General features: G+C 68.7%; 11 protein-coding genes. 8 read left to right on the forward strand and 3 right to left on the reverse strand.

From position 1 onward, the window contains the following. Positions 1-13 precede the first annotated feature (13 nt). Both C665_RS04175 and C665_RS04180 read right to left on the reverse strand, forming a co-directional pair. A complete protein-coding gene (locus C665_RS04175; protein ID WP_004300911.1) occupies positions 14-1,036 on the reverse strand; it encodes an asparaginase in 1,023 nt (340 codons plus the stop codon). Positions 1,037-1,061: 25 nt separating this feature from the next. Continuing rightward, positions 1,062-2,813 (reverse strand): cation:proton antiporter domain-containing protein, encoded by a 1,752-nt coding sequence (locus tag C665_RS04180; protein WP_004300913.1) that lies wholly within the window; start codon positions 2,811-2,813, stop codon positions 1,062-1,064. Between the two features lie 197 nt (positions 2,814-3,010). Here C665_RS04180 and prsT point away from each other — a divergent pair, with 197 nt between their 5' ends. Together prsT and xdp1 are read left to right on the forward strand one after the other, a co-directional pair. After that, entirely contained in the window at positions 3,011-5,809 is a 2,799-nt protein-coding gene (gene prsT / locus C665_RS04185; protein WP_004300915.1) for an XrtA/PEP-CTERM system TPR-repeat protein PrsT, read from the forward strand. A gap of 130 nt (positions 5,810-5,939) precedes the next feature. Then, positions 5,940-6,665, forward strand: coding sequence for an exosortase-dependent surface protein XDP1 (xdp1, locus tag C665_RS04190; RefSeq protein ID WP_004300916.1), 726 nt, complete (start codon positions 5,940-5,942; stop codon positions 6,663-6,665). A gap of 57 nt (positions 6,666-6,722) precedes the next feature. Here xdp1 and C665_RS04195 read toward each other — a convergent pair whose 3' ends face one another. Further along, complete coding sequence (locus C665_RS04195; protein ID WP_004300920.1) at positions 6,723-8,534, reverse strand: ABCB family ABC transporter ATP-binding protein/permease; 1,812 nt, start codon at positions 8,532-8,534, stop codon at positions 6,723-6,725. Positions 8,535-8,668: 134 nt separating this feature from the next. Here C665_RS04195 and C665_RS04200 point away from each other — a divergent pair, with 134 nt between their 5' ends. From C665_RS04200 to C665_RS04225, 6 genes are all read left to right on the forward strand, one after another. After that, positions 8,669-9,352 carry a TetR/AcrR family transcriptional regulator gene (locus C665_RS04200; protein ID WP_004300921.1) on the forward strand — a complete coding sequence of 228 codons (684 nt, stop codon included), beginning with the start codon at positions 8,669-8,671 and terminating at the stop codon, positions 9,350-9,352. A 54-nt stretch (positions 9,353-9,406) separates the two neighbouring features. Continuing rightward, positions 9,407-11,893, forward strand: coding sequence for an acyl-CoA dehydrogenase (locus tag C665_RS04205; RefSeq protein WP_040828542.1), 2,487 nt, complete (start codon positions 9,407-9,409; stop codon positions 11,891-11,893). A gap of 65 nt (positions 11,894-11,958) precedes the next feature. Next, positions 11,959-13,242, forward strand: coding sequence for an acetyl-CoA C-acetyltransferase (locus tag C665_RS04210; RefSeq protein ID WP_004300924.1), 1,284 nt, complete (start codon positions 11,959-11,961; stop codon positions 13,240-13,242). Further along, positions 13,239-15,254 (forward strand): 3-hydroxyacyl-CoA dehydrogenase NAD-binding domain-containing protein, encoded by a 2,016-nt coding sequence (locus tag C665_RS04215; protein ID WP_004300927.1) that lies wholly within the window; start codon positions 13,239-13,241, stop codon positions 15,252-15,254. The genes C665_RS04210 and C665_RS04215 overlap by 4 nt, the downstream gene beginning before the upstream one ends. A 172-nt stretch (positions 15,255-15,426) precedes the next feature. Continuing rightward, entirely contained in the window at positions 15,427-16,674 is a 1,248-nt protein-coding gene (locus tag C665_RS04220; RefSeq protein WP_004300929.1) for an OmpP1/FadL family transporter, read from the forward strand. Between the two features lie 60 nt (positions 16,675-16,734). Then, positions 16,735-19,116, forward strand: coding sequence for a 3-hydroxyacyl-CoA dehydrogenase/enoyl-CoA hydratase family protein (locus tag C665_RS04225; protein ID WP_004300931.1), 2,382 nt, complete (start codon positions 16,735-16,737; stop codon positions 19,114-19,116). Positions 19,117-19,121 lie beyond the last annotated feature (5 nt).

The following is a 19,121-nucleotide window of genomic DNA, read 5'->3' on the forward strand; positions in this document are numbered from 1 at the left end:
AAGCACTGCCGCGTCAGGCGCGCTCGAACCAGCGCCGCAGGCGTGCGCCGCGCAATCCGGCGCCGAGGCCCGCGATCAGGCGCACGCGCGCCTTGAGCGGGTCGAGCGCGCCGGCGTCGAGCCAGTTGGCGGGGGCGTTGCCATGGTGCCGCCGTACGCCGCCGCCGCAGCGGCTGGCGAGCACCACCGGTACCGCGTTGGGCAGTTCTTCCAGCGCGGGTCGCCAGGCCTCGGGCAGGCTGGCGTTGCCGGGCAGGGCCAGCACCAGGCCTGCGGCGCCATTGAGCAGCTGGGCGCGTGCGAGCGCGCGCGCCACCGCCGAGGCGAGTGCGGGCGAGCTGCCCGCAGCGACGGTGAGCAGCTCCACCGGCGGCAGGTGCTGCAACTCGTCCGGCAGCACGACACGGCTGTAGCGCGAGGGCGCGAGCGCGTGCAGCGCGGCGTCGCTGGCGAGCGTGGTGAGCGCGCCCTCGAACGAGAACGCATCGACCGCCGAGGGGTGGCGCTTGGCGAGGGCCGCGGCTGGCAGGATGCGGTCGCCGACCACCGCGAGCACGCCCGAGCGTGCGGCCGCCGGGCGGCAGGCGAGCTCGACCGCCTGGTAGAGGTTGAGCGGGCCGTCGGCCGATAGCGCGGTGGCCGGGCGCATCGCCGCAGTCATCACCACCGGCTTGGTGGTGGCGACGGTGACGTTGAGGAAACAGGCCGTCTCTTCCAGCGTGTCGGTGCCGTGGGTGATGACGATGCCGTCGACCGCGGGGTCGTCCATCAGCCTCTGCACCCGGCGCGACAGCACCAGCCAGTGCTGTGGCGTCATGTCCTTGCTGTCGACGCTGAAGATCTGCGTGGCGTCGATGCGGGCGAGCTCGGCCAACTGGGGCACGGCGGCGAGCAGCGCCGCGGGGCCGAGCTGGCCGGCGGTGTAATCGCGGGTGTCGGTGGCCGAGCCGGCCGTGCCGGCGATGGTGCCGCCGGTGGCGAGGAGCGCGATGCGCGGCTTGCGCAGGATCTGGAGGGCGTTGTGCTGCGGGATCATGTGGGCGGGATTCGTCAGGGGGCGGTCAGGCGTTGCCGGTGTCGCGCAGCGCGACGATGCGCCGCTCGCGTTCCAGCTCGACCAGGCGTAGCGCGGCATCGGGGGGTATGCCGAGGGTCTCCAGCACCCAGCCGGTGAGCTTGAGGCTGGACTCGAGGGTTTCGGGCACCACCACCGAGGCGCCGGCCTCGCGCAGCAGCAGGGCATGCTTCTCGTCGCGCGCGCGGGCGATGATCCGCATCATCGGCACCATGCGGCGGATGCCGTGCACCGCGTGGATCGCGGCGGCGGTGTGGTCCATGGTCAGCACCACCGCGCGCGCCTGGTCGAGGCGCAGCTTGCGCAGCAGCTCCGGGCGGCTGGCGTCGCCGAACACCAGCGGCACCCCCGCCTTGCGCTGGTGGGCGATGAGCTGGGCATTGTTCTCGATGGCGACGTAGCCCACGCCCTGCTCTTCCAGCATCTGCCCGACCAGCTGGCCGACGCGGCCGTAGCCGGCGATGATCACATGCCCGCCGAGCTCGCCGAGCTCGGCGTCGTCCGCCTCGGCAGGCGGCGCGATGCGGCGGTCGATGCGGTCGCCCAGGCTCTGCCCGAGGCGCGCGATCACCGGCGCGGCGAGCATCGACACGCCGACCACGATCAGCATGAACTGGCCCACATCGCGTTCGAGCAGGCCCAGCGTGAGCGCCATGCCGATCACGATGAAGGCGAACTCGCCGCCTTGGCCGAGCAGCAGGCCGCCCTCGGCGGAGCGCCCCCAGGACAGGCCGAAAACGCGCAGCAGCACGAACACGATGAGCGCCTTCATGGCCAGCAGACCGACCACCGAGAGCGGAATCCACAAGGGCTCGGCGAGCAGCGCGCGCAGGTCGATGCCCATGCCCACCGACATGAAGAACAGGCCCATCAGCAGGCCCTTGAAGGGCTCGATGGTGATCTCCACCTCGTGGCGGAACTCGGTCTCGGCAATGATCAGCCCGGCGAGCAGGGCGCCGAGCGCCATCGACAGGCCGGCCACCCAGGTCAGCGCCGCCACGCCCAAGGTGGTCAGCAGGGTGAGGGCGGTGAAGGTGTCGGGTTGCTTGTCGACTGCGATCTGGTGGAAGAGCGGACGGACCACGCGGCGACCGACGAGGTAGATGCCCACCACGGTGAGCACGCCCTTGAGCATCGCGAGGCCGAGCAGGCTCGCGAAGCTGCCCTCGCCCGAGGCGGCACCGAGGATGCTGATCAGCACCAGCAGCGGCACCACCGCGAGGTCCTGGAACAGCAGGATCGCGAACGAGGCCTGGCCGAGCGGCGTGCCGAGTTCGTGGCGCTGGATCAGCAACTGCATGACGATCGCGGTGGACGAGAAGGCCAGCACCACGCCGAGTATGACCGCGGCCTCGATGCCGTTGCCGAACCACAGCGCGAGCCCCCCGACCGCCGCTGCCGAGAGCGCGACCTGCAGGCCGCCGAGCCCGAATACCAGCCGGCGCATCGACCACAGGCGCTCGACCGACATCTCCAGGCCGATCATGAACATCAGGAAGATGACTCCGAGCTCGGCGAGGAACTCCACCTGGTCGGGGCGCGCGAAGGTGAGCCACGACAGCGGCGGCCAGGCCTTTGCGAGCGAGGCGAGGCCGTAGGGGCCGAGCAGCACCCCGACCGACAGGAAGCCGAGCACGGGGTTGATCTTCAGGCGCGACAGCAGCGGCATCAGCACACCGCTCAGCGCGAGGAAGAGGATGATTTCCTTGAGGAAGGGAAAGCTGTCGTGGGTGTCCATCAGCACGTTCGTATACGGCGCATCCGATCAGTTTACGCCACGAGCGCACTTCCAGTCCGCCGCGAGCGCCCGTCCGTGGAATTTGCCTCGCGGCATGGCGCGCTCTCGTCCGTCGATGCGGGCGGATTGCACAGGAGCGGCATGCCAGCTGCTTCTATACTCGCGACGCTGAAGGCGCTCCTCCAACGAAGGCTCGAATGAAACCCCCCAGGCTGGTCCACTCCCTCGTCGTCGCTGCAGCGACCTTCCTGTGTTCCACGTCGGCGCTGGCCGACCCCGCTGCCGCCAGCCGCTACTACGAAGACGCGCTGCGCCGATACGATGACGGTGATGCCGCGGGGGCGATCGTCCAGCTCAACAATGCACTCCGCGAGGATGGCAACATGCTCGCCGGCCGCCTGCTGCTGGCGCGCGCCTACCTACGCAGTGGTGAACTCGGTGCCGCCGAGGTGGCCTTTGCCGAGGCGCAGCGGCTCGGGGTCGCGACCGCCGAGGTGGTGGTGCCGCTGGCGCAGATCCTGCTGATGCGCGGCAAGGCCGAGGATGTGCTGCGTATCGCGGCGTCCCACGACCTGCCGGTCGCTGTGCGTGTCGAGCTGCTGGTGCTGCGTGGCAAGGCTTACCAGATGCTCGGCCGCATCGCCGATGCGCGCGAGAGCTTCGCCCTGGCGCGTGCACTCGATCCTGCGTCCGCCGTCCCGCTCGTTGCCGAAGTCCCCGTACTCATCGCCGTGGGAGAGCGCGTGCTCGCGCGCGAACTTGCGGAGGAGGCCGTGCGCCTCGGGCCGAAGGACGCGGGTGCCTACAACGCGCGCGCCTCGGTCGCGCACGCGGCCGGCGAGCTCGATGCCGCGCTGGCCGACTACAGCCGCGCCGAGGAACTCGATCCGGGGCTGTTCGATGCTTCGATCGCGCGTGCGGGGATCCTCGTCGATCTCGGCCGTGCGCAGGAGGCGCGCACGGTACTGAAGCGTTTCGAGCAAGGACCGACGGAGCCGAGGGCCTCCTACCTGCTCGCCTTGCTCGCCGAACGCGAGGGGGATCCGGCGCGTGCCGCGCGTCTGCTTGCCGACGCGGCGACGCTGGTCGACGCGCTGCCTGCGGAATGGCTCGCGAGCCGCGAGCAGCTGCTGATGGTCGGCGGACTCGCCCATCACGCCACTCGCCAGAACGAGAAGGCGCGCGGCTACCTCGAGACGCTGGTCGCGCGCTACCCGAACAACCTCGGCGGTCGCCGCCTGCTGGCCGCGGTGCTGTACGAGCTCGGCGATGCCGCGCGCTCGGCCGAATTGCTCGAGCACGTGCTTCGCCTCGCGCCAGACGATGCGCAGGCGCTTTTCCTGTTGGGCCGGATCCAGCTTTCCTGGCGGCGCTATGTGCGTGCGAGCGAGCTGCTCGAGCAGGCCGCCCGCGAGGGCGCGAGCGGAGCGCTCGCGGCTCTCGGCTTCAGCCGGCTGGGCAGGGGCGACGAGGCGCGCGGGATGGCCGACCTTTCGGCGAGCTTCGAGCGCTCGCCCGAGGATCTGGTGGTCGCCAGCGCGCTGGCGAACCTGCTGGCGCGCCGTGGCAAGGCCCAGGAGGCGGTCGCTGTCGCCGAGCGCGCGAGCCGGGCGCTCGCAGGCAATCCGGTGGCGCTCAACCTCCTCGGCGGCATGCGGCAGGCCGCGGGCGATCTTGCCGGCGCCCGGCTCGAATTCGAGGAGGCCCTGCGGCGCGACCCGGGCTTCGCCCCCGCACGCCTGAACCTGGCCCGCGTGGATGTCGCGCAGGGCCGCTTCGATGCCGCACGCGCGACCTACGCCGAGATGCTGCGCAAGAACCGGCGCGACGCGGTGGCCATGCACGAGTCCGCACTGCTCGAGCAGCGTGCGGGCAACCTCCCCGAGGCGCAGCGCTGGCTCGAGAAGGCGGTCGCCGAACGTCCCGAATCGCTCGATTTCGGCCTTGCGCTGGTCCGTCTCCACGCGGTGGCGGGGGCGCGCGCCTCGGCGCTCGACGTCGCCAAGGCGACGAGTGCGCGGCATCCGGGAAATGGCGCCGCGCTGGCCGCGCTGGCCGAGGCGCAGATCGAGGCCGGCGAGGAGAGGGCGGCCCGGCAGACCCTGGCCGAGATGACCCGGCTGGCTGATTTCGATGCCCGGCGCCTTCTCCACGTCGGCGCGCTGCAGATGCGGGCCGGCAATCCGGTAGGCGCCGCCTACGCGGCACGCAAGATCCTGCAGGCCTCGCCCGGGCACGAAATCGCGATGGTGCTGGAGGCGGATGCGATGGCGGCGGATCCCGAGGTCGACCCGCGTGCGCTGGAGGCTGCGGTCGCCGCGCTGCGCGCCGCCCATCCGTCGTCCGCCGACGCGCTGCGGCTCTCGGGGGATCTGGCCCTGAGGGCGAAGCGTCATGCCGAAGCCGAGCGCTTCTACGTCGAGGCGCATGCGCGTGCGCCCTCGCAGGTGCTGCTGGCCCGGATCGCCACGCTGGCCGTCTCGCGTGGTGCCCCGCGGGCCGCGATGCCGCAGCTGGAGCGCTGGCTGAGCGAGCGTGGTGAGGACGCCACCGTGCGCGAGATGCTCGCCGAGCTGCACATGCAAGCGGGCGGGATGACGGCGGCGGCGGAGCAGTACGAGCGGATCATCGGCGCGGGCGAGGCCGGCGCGCGGGTCTACAACAACCTGGCCAATATCCGGCTCGCGCTCGGCAAGGGCGATGCGCTGCAGGCCGCGGAAAAGGCCTATGCGCTCGCGCCGGAGGATGCGCGCGTCCTCGACACGCTCGGGTGGGTGCTCGCGCAGACGGGGCGGCTGGACGAGGCGCTCCGGCACCTGCGCGATGCCCGCCTGCGTGCGCCGGAAAACGGCGAGATCCGCTGGCATCTGGCCGAGGTCCTCGCGAAGCAGGGGCGATCCCGCGAAGCGCGCGCCGAGCTCGAGAGCGGATTGCAGGGGCACCCGAGCGGCGAGTGGGTCGAGGCCGCCCGCGACCTGCTCCGCCGCCTGCCCTGATGTCGGAAGTTTTTACGCTTGCCTTCCGCTCGCTCCGGTGAATTTTCGCAAGGCATTGATTTAATGTTTATTCAAAAAACAGGCATATTCTTTGCTGAGTAGAGAATACCGCAGTGAAACGAGAAAAATCATGAATCCATCGATCCTTCGGGCCGCGCTTGCCGGCAGCCTTGCCTTCTGCTCCCTTTCCGTTTCGGCCGCGACCTGGACGTTGACCGACTCTTCAGCCAACAATCCGCTGGTGACCGGCTGGAAGTCGGGTAGCAACACCACCGACATCTACAGCACCTCCGTCGACTTCTGGAGCGGAAACGGGATCGGTATCGGTGGGGAGTCGTCGAGTGACGGACAGCACTCCCTTGACAACTACAATGGCTACGAGGTCGCGCTACTCGGCTTCAATCAGCAGGTGCGACTCGAGTCGGTCAAGGCGGGCTGGACGCAGACGGACTCGGACGTGTTCGTCATGGCGTACACCGGTAGCGGTTCCGCGAGTGCAGCCCTTGATGGGGGTGATTTCAAGACGCTCGCCAGCCGGGGCTGGACACTGGTCAGCAACCTCGGCGGTATCGGCACAACGGAACGCAGTCTCGGGACCACCTCGGGCACCTTCGCGAACACCTACTCCAGCTTCTGGCTGATTGGCGCGGGTAATTTCGCTGCTGGCACGGGCGTAAATCTTCGTGAGACCACGAATGCGACTTACGACTACGTCAAGATCGCCACCGTGAGCGGTACCGTGAAGACCACCAACGGTGGCGGCGCCCCCGTGCCGGAGCCCGGCACGCTCGCCCTCGCCGGTCTGGCGCTCGCCGGGGTCGCGGGTTTGCGCAGGCGTCGCGCACGCGCTGCCTGAGCGCCCCTGTTCGATCCACCGGCCGGTCCGCATCCGTGCGCGCCGGCCGGTTCGCGTTTACGCGGCCTCGCCGGCGCCTTCCTCTTGCTGCTGCAGCAGCCACATCTGCGCATAGGCGCCACCCTGCGCCAGCAGCGGAGCGTGGCGGCCGCGCTCGACGATGCGGCCCTTGTCCAGCACGATGATCTCGTCGGCGTTCATGATCGTCGACAGCCGGTGCGCGATTACCAGCGCGGTACGCCCCTCTGCTGCCAACTCGATCTGCGCCTGGATGGCCTTCTCAGTCCGGGAGTCGAGCGCCGAGGTGGCTTCGTCGAAAATCAGGATCGCCGGATTTTTCAATAGCGCGCGTGCGATCGCCACGCGCTGCTTCTCGCCGCCGGAGAGCTTCAGGCCGCGCTCGCCGACCCGGGTCTCGTAGCCCTCGGGCAGCTGGCGGATGAAGTCCTCCAGCTGTGCGGCGCGCGCGGCGGCCTCGACCTCCTCGCGGCTGGCGCCGGGGCGGCCGTAGTGGATGTTGTAGTACAGCGTGTCGTTGAACAGCACCGTGTCCTGCGGGACGATTCCGATCGCCGCGCGCAGGCTGTCCTGGGTCAGGCTGCGCAGGTCGTGGCCGTTGATGCGCAGCGCCCCGCCTTGCACGTCGTAGAAGCGATACAGCAGGCGGGCGAGCGTGGATTTGCCCGAGCCGGAGTGGCCGACCACCGCCACCGTGCTGCCGGCGGGGATGTCGAAATCGACGTCGAAGAGGATCGGGCGCTTGGCATCGTAGGCGAAGCTGACGTTCTCGAAGCGCACGCTCGCCGGCCCGGTGGGCAGGGTGCGGGCGTCGGGGGCGTCGGCGATCTCGCGGTGCGTGTGCATGAGGCCGAACATGCGCTCGATGTCGGTGAGCGATTGGCGGATCTCGCGGTAGAGCACGCCGAGGAAGTTGAGCGGGATGTAGAGCTGGATCATGAAGGCGTTGACCAGCACGATGTCGCCGATCGTCATCTCGCCGCTGGCCACGCGATCGGCCGCCTGCCACATCATCGCCGTCACCGCGACCGCGATGATCGCCGCCTGGCCGACGTTCAGCGCCGACAGCGAGTACTGGTTGGTGACCTGGGCCTTGGTCCACTTCTGCAATTGCTCGTCGTAGCGCCGGGCCTCGAACTCTTCGTTGTTGAAATACTTCACCGTCTCGTAGTTGATCAGGCTGTCGATCGCGCGCGCGTTGGCGGCGGAATCGAGTTCGTTCGCCTCGCGCCGCAGCGCGGTGCGCCAGTTCGTCACCTTCACCGTGAACACGATGTACATGGTGAGCGCGCTCAGCGTGATGAGCGCGAACACCGCGTCGTAGTTGACCAGCAGGATGCCGATCACCATGCCGATCTCGATCAGCGTGGGCAGGATGGAGTACAGCGTGTAGCTGATCAGCGAGCCGATCGAGCGCGTGCCGCGCTCGATGTCGCGCGTGAGCCCGCCGGTCTGGCGTTCGAGGTGGAAACGCAGCGACAGCGCGTGCAGGTGGCGGAACACGCGCAGCGAGATCTCGCGCACCGCCTGCTGGGTCACGCGTGCGAACACCACCTCGCGCAGTTCGGTCAGCAGCGAGGTGGAGAAGCGCAGCGCGCCATAGGCCAGCAGCAGCGCCGCCGGCACCACGATGAAGGCCTGCTCGGGCGTGATCGTGAGGCCGTCGATCAGGTGCTTGAAGACGATCGGCACTGACACGTTGGCGCCCTTGGCCGCGACCAGGCAGGCGAGCGCAAAGAGCACCCGGCCCTTGTAGGCCCAGATGAAGGGGAACAGGCTCTTGAGCGTCTGCCAGTCGTGGCGCTCGCCGGTGGCGGGGGCGGGCAGGGCGGCGGAGGGGGCGCGTCTCATCGGAGGTCTGCCGGTGCGTGGAAGGCGCCCGATTCTGTTGCGCAGCCCTGCTGCGAGTCAAACGGCAGGCTCCAGAATCAGCCCGGCTTGACAGGCGATAAAGAAAACGTATGATTCAAACAAACGTTTGAAACATGCTGATCTCGATGACTTCGACCCCGCCCGCGCCGACCAACGACACCCGCGACCGCATCCTCGATGCAGCCGAGCGCCTTTTCGTGGAGAACGGCTTCGACGGCACTTCGATGCGCATGATCACCGGCGCAGCGAACGCCAACCTCGCCGCGATCAATTACCACTTCGGCGGCAAGGACGCGCTGGTGCAGGAGGTCTTCCGCCGCCGTCTCGCCGCCCTCAACGCGCGCCGCCTCGACGAACTCGACCGCCTGGAGGCCGAGGCCGCGGGAGCCCCGCTCAAGCCCAGCCGCATCGTCGAGGCCTTCTTCGGCACCGCGCTGGAACTCGCCGCCGACACCGAGCACGGCGGGCGCACCTTCATGCGCCTGCTCGCGCGTACCTACAATGAGCCCAACGCCTTCGTGCGCCAGTTCCTCGCAGAGGAGTACGCCGAGGTGATGGATCGCTTCCTTGGCGCGCTCTTCCGCGCCCTGCCCGAGGTGCCGCGCGCAGAGATCCTGTGGCGCTTCCACTTCATGATCGGTGCGATGGCCTTTGCGATCGCCGGACTCGGCGGATTGAGCGAATTGATGGAAGTGGGGCCGCAGGACGAGGATCCCGCCCGGCTGCTGCCGCGCCTGATGAGTTTCCTGCTCGGCGGCCTGCGTGCGCCCCTGCCCGACAGTGGTCTGCAAGGCTGACGACGATTTCGAACGGTACGCCCTCCGGCGCGCCGGCAAGAGGAGATGAAGATGATGACCTGGATTCTGCTGTTTTCCCTCCCTCCCTTGGCAGGTGCGCTCGCCTACGGGCGAGCGCCACTTTTTGCCTGGCTCGGGGCGGGGTTGGCCTGGCTGCTGGCGGTGGGCATCGCCGCCGGCTGGGGTTTCTGGCTGACGCTGTTCGCGATGGCGGTGTTCGCCGGCGTGCTGAGCGTCTTCCTGGTCGATTCGCTGCGCATGAAGTGGCTGACTTCGCGCATCTTCGGCGCCTTCCGCGCCACCCTGCCCACCATGTCGCAGACCGAGAAGGACGCGCTGGAAGCCGGCACGGTGTGGTGGGAAGGCGAGCTCTTCGCCGGCAAGCCGGACTGGAAGAAGCTGCAGGCCTATCCCTGGCCGACGCTGAGCGCCGAGGAGCAAGCCTTCCTCGACAACGAGACCGACGAGCTCTGCCGCCTGACCCATGACTGGGAATGCACCCGGCACGGCGACATGCCCGCCGAAGTCTGGCGGTACATCAAGGCCAAGGGCTTCCTCGGCATGATCATTCCCAAGGAATATGGCGGCAAGGGCTTCTCGGCCTATGCGCACTCCCAGGTGGTGACCAAGCTGTCTACGCGCTCGTCGGCGCCGGCGGTCACCGTCATGGTGCCGAACTCGCTCGGCCCGGCCGAGTTGCTGCTGCACTACGGCACGCCCGAGCAGAAGCGGCACTACCTTCCGCGCCTGGCTACCGGCCAGGAGATTCCGGCCTTCGCGCTCACCAGTCCATGGGCGGGCTCGGACGCCGCCTCCATCCCCGACGCCGGCGTGGTGTGCAAGGGCATGTGGAACGGCGAGGAAGTGCTCGGCATGCGGGTCAATTTCGACAAGCGCTACATCACGCTCGCCCCGGTGTGCACCGTGTTCGGGCTGGCCTTCCATCTTCACGACCCTGAGCGCCTGCTCGGTGGTGACGAAGTGCTCGGCATCACCTGCGCGCTCATCCCGCACGACCATCCCGGCGTGGACATCGGTCGTCGCCACTTCCCCCTCAACGCGGTGTGGATGAACGGCCCGGTGCGCGGCAAGGACGTGTTCGTGCCGCTCGATTTCATCATCGGCGGGCCGAAGATGGCGGGCCAGGGCTGGCGCATGCTGATGGAGTGCCTGGCGGCCGGGCGCAGCATCTCGTTGCCCGGCTCGAACACCGGCATGCAGAAGATGGTGGCGCGCGCCGTCGGCGCCTATGCCCGCGTGCGCTACCAGTTCAAGACCGCGATCGGCCGCTTCGAGGGCGTGGAAGAGGCGCTCACCCGCATCGGCGCCAACACCTACCTGAGCGACGCGGCGCGTGTGATGACCGCCGGCGCGATCGACCTCGGCGAGAAGCCCTCGGTGGTGTCGGCGATCGTCAAGTACCACGTCACCGAGCGCGCCCGCCAGACGGTCAACGACGGCATGGACGTGATCGGCGGCAAGGGCATCTGCCTCGGCCCGCAGAACTTCCTCGGTCGCGCCTACCAGCAGATCCCGGTCGGCATCACCGTGGAAGGCGCCAACATCCTCACCCGCAGCCTGATCCTGTTCGGTCAGGGCGCGATCCGCTGCCATCCCTACGTGCTCGCCGAGATGCATTCCGCGCAGAAGGGCGACATGAAGGCCTTCGACAAGGCGCTGTGGGGCCACGTCGGCTTTACCGTGTCGAACGCCGCGCGCGCGCTGATCATGGGCCTCACCGGTTCGCACTTCGTCAAGGTGCCCGGCGACGTGGCGCCCGAGACGCGGCGCTATTACCAGCAGCTCACCCGCTTCTCGGCCGCCTTCGCCTTCATCGCCGACCTCTCGATGGGCACCATGGGCGGCGCGCTCAAGCGCAAGGAGAAGCTCTCCGCCCGCCTCGGCGACATCCTGTCGCTGATGTACCTTGCCAGCGCCACGCTCAAGCGCTTCGAGTCCGAAGGCCGCCATGGCGCCGACGCGCCGCTGATGCACTGGGCGATCTGGGACTGCATGTTCCGCATCCAGCAGGCCTTCGAGGGGGTGATCGCGAACTTCCCCAACAAACTCTTCGCCTTCGTGCTGCGCCGCGTCGTGGTGTTCCCGCTCGGCCGCCCCTACGTCGTGCCCTCGGACAGGCTCGGCCACAAGGTCGCCGCGCTGCTGCTCGAGCCCTCGCCGACGCGCGACCGCCTGACCTCCGACGTGCATCTGCCCACCGACATCGAGGAGCCGGTCGGCGCGCTCGAAGCCGCGCTCGCCGCCACCATCGCCGCCGAGCCGGTCGAGGCCAAGCTGAAGGACGCGCGTCGCCAAGGGCGTTTCGATCCGAGGAACCTCGCTTCCGGCGATGTGGACGAGATCTGGCGCGTTGCCCTGCACGCGGGCGTGATCGACGAGCGCGAGTTCGCTCTGGTCGAGCGCCGCAATCAACTCCGCAACAAGGTGATCCGCGTCGACGACTTCCCCTACGACCTCGACCTCGGTGCTGCCGTCCGGGCCATGCCCGAGCGCTCGCCGGCGCAACAGGTGAGCGCATGAACGCGACCGCACGGCATTCCGACGGGAAGCGCTCGCGTCCCGCAGGGAAAAAGGAAGGTAGCCCGGTGCCAAAGCCGATCTACATCGTCGATGGCGCACGCACGCCCTTCCTGAAGGCGAAGAACGCGCCCGGCCCCTTCACCGCGTCCGATCTCGCCACCGCGGCGGGCAGTGCGCTGCTGATGCGTCAGCCCTTCGCGCCCGACCAGCTCGACGAGGTCATCCTCGGCTGCGCCAGCCCCTCCGCGGACGAGGTCAACATCGGCCGCGTGGTCGCGCTGCGCCTGGGGTGCGGCAACAAGGTGCCGGGGTGGACGGTGATGCGCAACTGCGCCTCGGGCATGCAGGCGATCGACTCCGCGATCGCCAACCTCCAGTGCGGCCGCAGCCAGCTCGTGCTCGCCGGCGGCGTCGATGCACTCTCGCACGCGCCGTTGCTGTTCTCCGAAAAGATGGTGCGCTGGCTCGCCGGCTGGTATGCGGCGCGCAGCACCGGCGACAGGCTGGCCATGCTCAGGACCTTCCGCCTCGGCCATCTTGCCCCGGTGATCGGCATCATGAAGGGCCTCACCGACCCGATCGTCGGCCAGCTGATGGGACAGACCGGCGAGAACCTGGCGTGGAAGTTCGGCATCACGCGCGAGGACATGGACGCCTTCGCCGTCGAGAGCCACCGCCGCGTGTGCGCGGGCCAGGACGCCGGGCACTACGCCGAAGAGATCGTCCCGCTGATCGACCGCGACGGCCAGGTCTACGCGGCCGACGACGGCGTGCGGCGCGACTCCTCTATGGCCAACCTGGCCAAGCTGAAGCCCTTCTTCGACAGGAAATACGGCCGTGTCACCCCGGGCAACAGCTCGCAGATCACCGACGGCGCCGCCTGGCTGGTGCTGGCCTCGCAGGAGGCGGTCGAGCGCCACGGGCTGCAGCCGCTCGGGCGCATTGTCGACAGCCAATGGGCGGGTCTCGCGCCCGACCAGATGGGGCTCGGTCCGGTGCACGCCACGATGCCGATCCTGCAGCGCCACGGTCTCGCCCCCGACGACCTTGACGCCTGGGAGCTCAACGAGGCCTTCGCCGCCCAGGTCATCGCCTGCCTGCGTGCCTTCGCGGACGACGACTATTGCCGCACGCACTTCGGCGTCGATGCGCCGGGTGCGCCCGATGCCGCGCGGCTGAACGTGGATGGCGGCGCGGTCGCGCTCGGCCACCCGGTCGGGGCGAGCGGTGCGCGCATCGTGCTTCACCTGCTCGAAGTGCTGCGCCGCAAGGGCGGCGGGCGCGGTCTGGCGTCGATCTGCATCGGCGGCGGGCAGGGCGGGGCGATGCTGGTGGAGACCGTGTTATGAGCGCGAACATGCAACAAGACTGGAAACACTGGCGCCTGCGCCGTGAGGAGACCGGCCTGGCCTGGCTGGATCTGGACAAGGCGGAGGCGAGCGCGAACGTGCTGTCCGCCGATGTACTCGCCGAGTTCGCCGGCGTGCTCGACGTGCTCGACGCCGTGCCACCCAAGGCGCTGGTGATCGCCTCGGCCAAGCCGGCCGGCTTCATCGCCGGGGCGGACATCGAGGAGTTCTCGCGGCTGGATTCGGTGCTCGCCGCGCGCATGCTGGTCGAGCGCGGCTGGCTGCTGTTCAACCGCCTCGCCGCGGTGTCCTACCCGACGCTGGCACTGATCCGCGGCCATTGCATGGGAGGCGGTCTGGAACTCGCGCTCGCCTGCCGCCATCGCATCGTGGTCGACGAGCCGGGTACGAAACTCGCCTTGCCCGAGGTCATGCTCGGCATCGTCCCCGGCTGGGGCGGCATGCTGCGCCTGCCCGCGCTGATCGGCCCTGCGGCGGCCCTCGACCTGATGCTGACCGGCAAGAGCGTCGATGCGAAGAAGGCGAAACGCCTCGGCCTCGCCGACGACTGCGTTCCGCCGCGGGTCATGGAGTCCGCCGCGCGCATCCTGGCGCTGTCCGGCGTGGCGAAGAAGCCCCTGCCGTTCAAGGAGCGCGCGCTGCGCTGGGCGATGAACGGCCCCGCGCGCGCCAAGGTCGCCGACAAGGCGCGCGCCCAGGCGGCGCGCAAGGTCGGGCGCGAAAACTATCCGGCGCCCTTCGCGATCGTCGATATCTGGGAAAGACACGGCGGCAACGCGCTCGACGTTCCGGCGGGCGATCGCTCCTCGCTCGACACCATCTTCAGTTCGCCCACCGCGCGCAACCTGGTGCGCGTCTTCCACCTGCAGGAGCGCCTGAAGGCCTTCGGCAAGGACAGCGACTTCACGCCGCGCCATGTGCATGTGGTCGGCGCCGGCGTGATGGGCGGCGACATCGCCGCGGTGTGCGCGCTGCGCGGCATGACGGTGACGCTGCAGGACCAGTCGGTCGAGCGCATCGCGCCCGCGATCGCCCGCGCCGCCAAATTGTTCGAGCGCCGCCACAAGGGCGACGCCCGACAGGTGCGCTTCACCCTCGACCGCCTGATCCCCGACCCCAAGGGCGAGGGCGCGGCGCGCGCCGACGTGATCATCGAGGCCATCTTCGAGAACCTCGAGGTCAAGCGCAGCCTGTTTGCCGAGCTCGAGGCGCGTGCGAAGCCCGACGCGGTGCTCGCCACCAACACCTCCAGCCTGCGCCTGGAAGACATCGCCACGGCCTTGAAGGACCCGTCGCGCCTGGTCGGCATCCACTTCTTCAACCCGGTGCCGATGCTGCCGCTGGTCGAGGTGGTGCAGGGCGAGGCCACCGACGCCGAGGTGCTGCGCCGCGCCACCGGCTTCGTGCGCCGCATCGACAAGCTGCCATTGCCGGTGAAGAGCGCGCCCGGCTTCCTGGTCAACTCCGTGCTCGGCCCCTACATGCTCGAAGCCCTGCGCTGCGTGGAGGAAGGCGTCGCGCCCGAGATGGTGGACGCCGCGCTGGTCGCCTTCGGCATGCCGATGGGGCCGGTCGAGCTGGTCGACACCGTGGGCCTGGACATCGCCGTGGCCGCGGGCAAGGCCCTGGCGGGCGAAGGCGCCGAGCCGCCGGCGCGGCTGCTGAAGCTGGTCGGTGAAGGCAAGCTCGGACGCAAGAGCGGCGAAGGCTATTACCGCTGGGTGGATGGCAAGGCGGTCAAGGCCGGCGACGAGGACGAACGCAAGGGTGGACTTTGGCGCAAGCGCAGGCCCGCGCCGCCACCGCCCATCCCCGCCGGGCTCGCCGAGCGCGTGCTCGCGCCGCTGCTGGCGGCCACGCGGCGCTGCGTGGAGCTCGGCGTGGTGGGCGATGCGGATCTCGCCGATGCCGGCGTGATCTTCGGCACCGGGTTCGCACCGCATACCGGCGGGCCGCTGCACTGCTGCAAGGTAAAAGGGCGGCCCGAATAGGCCGAGGCTTCGGGGAAGAGCAAGTGTCGTCGTGGCAGGCAGTGTCCGCGACGCGGACCGGATTCCCCGCCGACGACATTCGGTATCCGAACTGGAGCGGTCCGGTTCGGGACTCAGTTTTTGACCAACGCGGGGCTACCCCGTAATCGACGACAAGGCGAGGAGACGACTCATGCAGATGAACAAACTTGCGATCAACATCCTTGGCGCAACGCTCGCACTCGCGGGCGGCAACGCCATGGCTGCGGGTTTCGCACTGCAGAACCAGAACGGTGCGGGGACGGGGAACGCCTTTGCTGGCGCGTCCGCTGCGGCCGAAGATGCTTCGACCGTCTATTTCAATCCGGCAGGGATGCTGCTGTTGCCCAAGGGGCACAACATTACCGGTGCCGTCACTTTCCTCGACCGAAGCGTGGAGTTTTCCGATCGTGGAACGGCTCCCTTGGGGCGCTTTGCTCTGGGTAGCGACGGTGGCGATGGCGGCAGTCTCGCGATCGTGCCGGCGGCTTACTGGTCGTATGCGGTCAGTCCCGATCTGGCCGTTGGTCTGGGCGTTGGGCCGACCTTCGGCAACAAGACCGAGTTCGACCGGAATTTCATCGGGCGCTTCTCCGGGTATTTTGCCGAGATCAAACAGATCAACATCAATCCGTCGATCGCCTACCGCGTGAATGACATGGTCGCCTTGGGATTCGGTCTCAATTTCGCCAAGAACGAAACCGAATTCAAACAAATGGCGCCCCTTGCCGGAGGCTTTCCGATTGGCGTCCCCGTCACCATCAAGGGAGACGACACCGCGTTCGGCTGGAATGCTGGCCTGATGATTCAAGCGACACCTGCGACTCGCGTCGGCGTCACTTATCGCTCGGAACTCAGTTTCGATCTGAAAGGGACTCAGGAGATTTCCGGCGTTCGCACCTTCGACGTGAAAGCCAAGCTGAAGACTCCCGATCAGTTCTCGTTTGGCATGCACCATGCCGTCGATTCGAAACTCGAGTTGCTCGCCGACCTGACGTGGACTGGCTGGAGCTCCATCGAATCCATCAAGGTCCGTGGTGGTACGAACCCCGAGTTGCCCTATCACTTTAAGGACACCTGGCGTGTCGGTCTGGGTGTCGGCTACCAGATGAACAACCTGTGGAAGCTCAGGGCTGGCGTCGCATTCGACGAGGCGCCTGTTCGTTCGGCGGCTGATCGCACGATGACCCTGCCTGATACGGATCGCACCTGGCTGGCGCTGGGTGCGCGTTACACGCTGAACAAGAACGCATCGATCGACGTCGGTTATGCACACATCTTCTTCAAGGAAGGGCCGACCGAGCGCATCGTCTACAACGGCAGTACGCCCATCCAGCAGATCAAAGGCAAGTTCGACGTGAGCGCCGATCTCCTTTCTGTTCAGTACAACCACAATTTCTGACTCGCCGAGTAGGGCGCGGCCGGGCCGGGTGGTCCGGCCGTGTCCTGTCAGGAGAACCGCATGAGCCGTCTCATCATCCGTAAAGTCGCCGTCCTGGGCGCCGGTGTCATGGGGGCGCAGATTGCCGCCCATTGCGCCAACGCCGACGTGCCGGTGATCCTGTTCGATCTGCCGGCCAAAGAAGGCCCGGCCAACGGCGTCGTCGACAAGGCGCTCGCCGGCATGAAGAAGCTCGACCCCGCGCCCTTCGCCGCCAAGGACCGCGCGCAGTACGTCGAGGCCGCCAACTACGGCAGCGACCTCGCCCGCCTGGGCGAGTGCGACCTCGTGATCGAGGCGATCGCCGAGAAGATGGAGTGGAAGCTCGACCTCTACGCCAAGGTCGCGCCGCACCTGAAGGCGGGGGCGATCTTCGCCTCCAACACCTCCGGACTGTCGATCGAGGCGCTCGCCACGGGCATGCCGGCCGATCGCCGCAGCCAGTTCTGCGGCATCCACTTCTTCAACCCGCCGCGCTACATGCCGCTGGTGGAGCTGATCCCCATTGCCGCCACCGACGCGGCGCTGCTTGACGGCCTCGAGGCCTGGCTGACCACGCACCTGGGCAAGAGCATCGTGCGTGCCAAGGACACGCCCAACTTCGTCGCCAACCGCGTCGGCGTGTTCTCCATCCTCGCCGTGCTGCACCACACCGCCCGCCTCGGGCTGGCCTTCGACGAGGTGGACCTGCTCACCGGCCCGCGCATCGGCCGTCCGAAGAGCGCCACCTTCCGCACCGCCGACGTGGTTGGCCTCGACACCCTGGTGCATGTGCTCGGCACCATGCAGGCGACGCTGCCCGACGACCCCTGGTGCGCGCACTTCAGGACGCCCGAGTGGCTGCAGGCGCTGATCGCCAAGGGCGCGCTCGGCCAGAAGACCAAATGCGGCATCTACCGCAAGCAGGGCAGGCAGATCCAGGTGCTGGACCTGCATCTGCAGGACTACCGCGAGAGCGGCGGCGAGGTGCTCCCCGAGGTGGCCGAGATCCTCAAGCTCAAGAACCCGGCGGAGAAGTTCGCCCAGCTCGCCGCGCACCCTCATCCGCAGGCGCAGTTCCTGTGGTCGATCTTTCGCGACGTGTTCCACTACTGCGCGGTGCATCTGGGCGACATCGCAGACAGCGCGCGCGACATCGACCTCGCGATGCGCTGGGGCTTCGGCTGGGCGCAGGGGCCGTTCGAGACCTGGCAGGCTGCGGGCTGGAGGGCAGTCGCCGAAATGATCCGCGACGACATCGCGCATGGCCGCGCCATGTCCGCGGTGCCGCTGCCGGCCTGGGTGTTCGAGCGCGACGGCGTGCATGCGCCGGCCGGCTCCTACAGCGCGGCCGAGGACTCGCTCAAGCCGCGCTCCGCGCTGCCGGTGTACCAGCGCCAGCTCTACCCCGACCGCGTGCTCGGCGAGGCGCCGGACGATCGCGGCGAGACACTGTGGGAGAACGCCGGCGTACGCCTGTGGCGGCGCGCCGACCAGGACGCGCGCATCGGCATCGTGTCGATCACCTCGAAGATGCACGCGGTGGGCGAGGAGGTCATGGATGGCCTCCTCGAGGCCATCGCGCGCGCCGAGACGGATCTCGACGGCCTGGTGATCTGGCAGCCGGCGCCCTTCGCGGTCGGCGCCAACCTGCAGCAGGTGGGCGAGGCCTGCCGTGCCGGGCAGTTCGAGCTGCTGGAAAGGATGGTGGCCAAGTTCCAGCGCACCTCGATGACGATCAAGCACGCGCAGGTTCCCGTCGTGGCCGCGGTGCAGGGCATGGCGCTGGGCGGCGGCTGCGAGTTCGTGATGCACGCGGCGCATCGGGTGTTCGCGCTCGAGAGCTACGTCGGCCTGGTCGAGGCGGGCGTGGGCCTGATCCCGGCGGGCGGCGGCAGCAAGGAGTTCGCCCTGCAGGCGCATGCGCTGGCGCAGCGCGCGGCCGGGGGCGACGTCTTCCCTTACATCCAGAACGCCTTCCAGACCATCGCCATGGCCACCGTGGCGAAGAGCGCGCAGGAGGCGGTGCAGCTCGGCTTCGGCCGCACCGGCGACGACATCCTCTTCAACGCCAACGAGATCCTCTACGCCGCGATCCGCCGCGCGCGCGCGCTGGCCGAGTCGGCCTGGCGGCCGGCGCTGGTCAATCCGGCGGTCACCGTGGCCGGACGCAACGGCATCGCGACCTGCGAAATGATGCTGGTGAACATGGCCGAGGGCGGTTTCATCTCGGCGCACGATTACCGCGTCGCCAAGGCCGCAGCCACCGCGCTGTGCGGTGGCGAGGTCGACACCAACCGCCGCGTGAGCGAGCAGTGGATCCTCGAGGTCGAACGCGCGCAGTTCGTCGAACTGCTCAAGACCGAGAAGACCCAGCAGCGCATCGCGCACATGCTGGAAACCGGCAAGCCCCTGCGCAACTGAGGGAG

This window comes from Thauera aminoaromatica S2 (assembly GCF_000310185.1).
Lineage (GTDB): Bacteria > Pseudomonadota > Gammaproteobacteria > Burkholderiales > Rhodocyclaceae > Thauera > Thauera aminoaromatica.

Coding starts and splice junctions, on each gene's coding strand:
- C665_RS04175 (WP_004300911.1), bottom strand. CDS start 1,036: ATGATCCCGCAGCACAACGCCCTCCAGATCCTGCGCAAGCCGCGCATC.
- C665_RS04180 (WP_004300913.1), bottom strand. CDS start 2,813: ATGGACACCCACGACAGCTTTCCCTTCCTCAAGGAAATCATCCTCTTC.
- prsT (WP_004300915.1), top strand. CDS start 3,011: ATGAAACCCCCCAGGCTGGTCCACTCCCTCGTCGTCGCTGCAGCGACC.
- xdp1 (WP_004300916.1), top strand. CDS start 5,940: ATGAATCCATCGATCCTTCGGGCCGCGCTTGCCGGCAGCCTTGCCTTC.
- C665_RS04195 (WP_004300920.1), bottom strand. CDS start 8,534: ATGAGACGCGCCCCCTCCGCCGCCCTGCCCGCCCCCGCCACCGGCGAG.
- C665_RS04200 (WP_004300921.1), top strand. CDS start 8,669: ATGCTGATCTCGATGACTTCGACCCCGCCCGCGCCGACCAACGACACC.
- C665_RS04205 (WP_040828542.1), top strand. CDS start 9,407: ATGACCTGGATTCTGCTGTTTTCCCTCCCTCCCTTGGCAGGTGCGCTC.
- C665_RS04215 (WP_004300927.1), top strand. CDS start 13,239: ATGAGCGCGAACATGCAACAAGACTGGAAACACTGGCGCCTGCGCCGT.
- C665_RS04220 (WP_004300929.1), top strand. CDS start 15,427: ATGCAGATGAACAAACTTGCGATCAACATCCTTGGCGCAACGCTCGCA.
- C665_RS04225 (WP_004300931.1), top strand. CDS start 16,735: ATGAGCCGTCTCATCATCCGTAAAGTCGCCGTCCTGGGCGCCGGTGTC.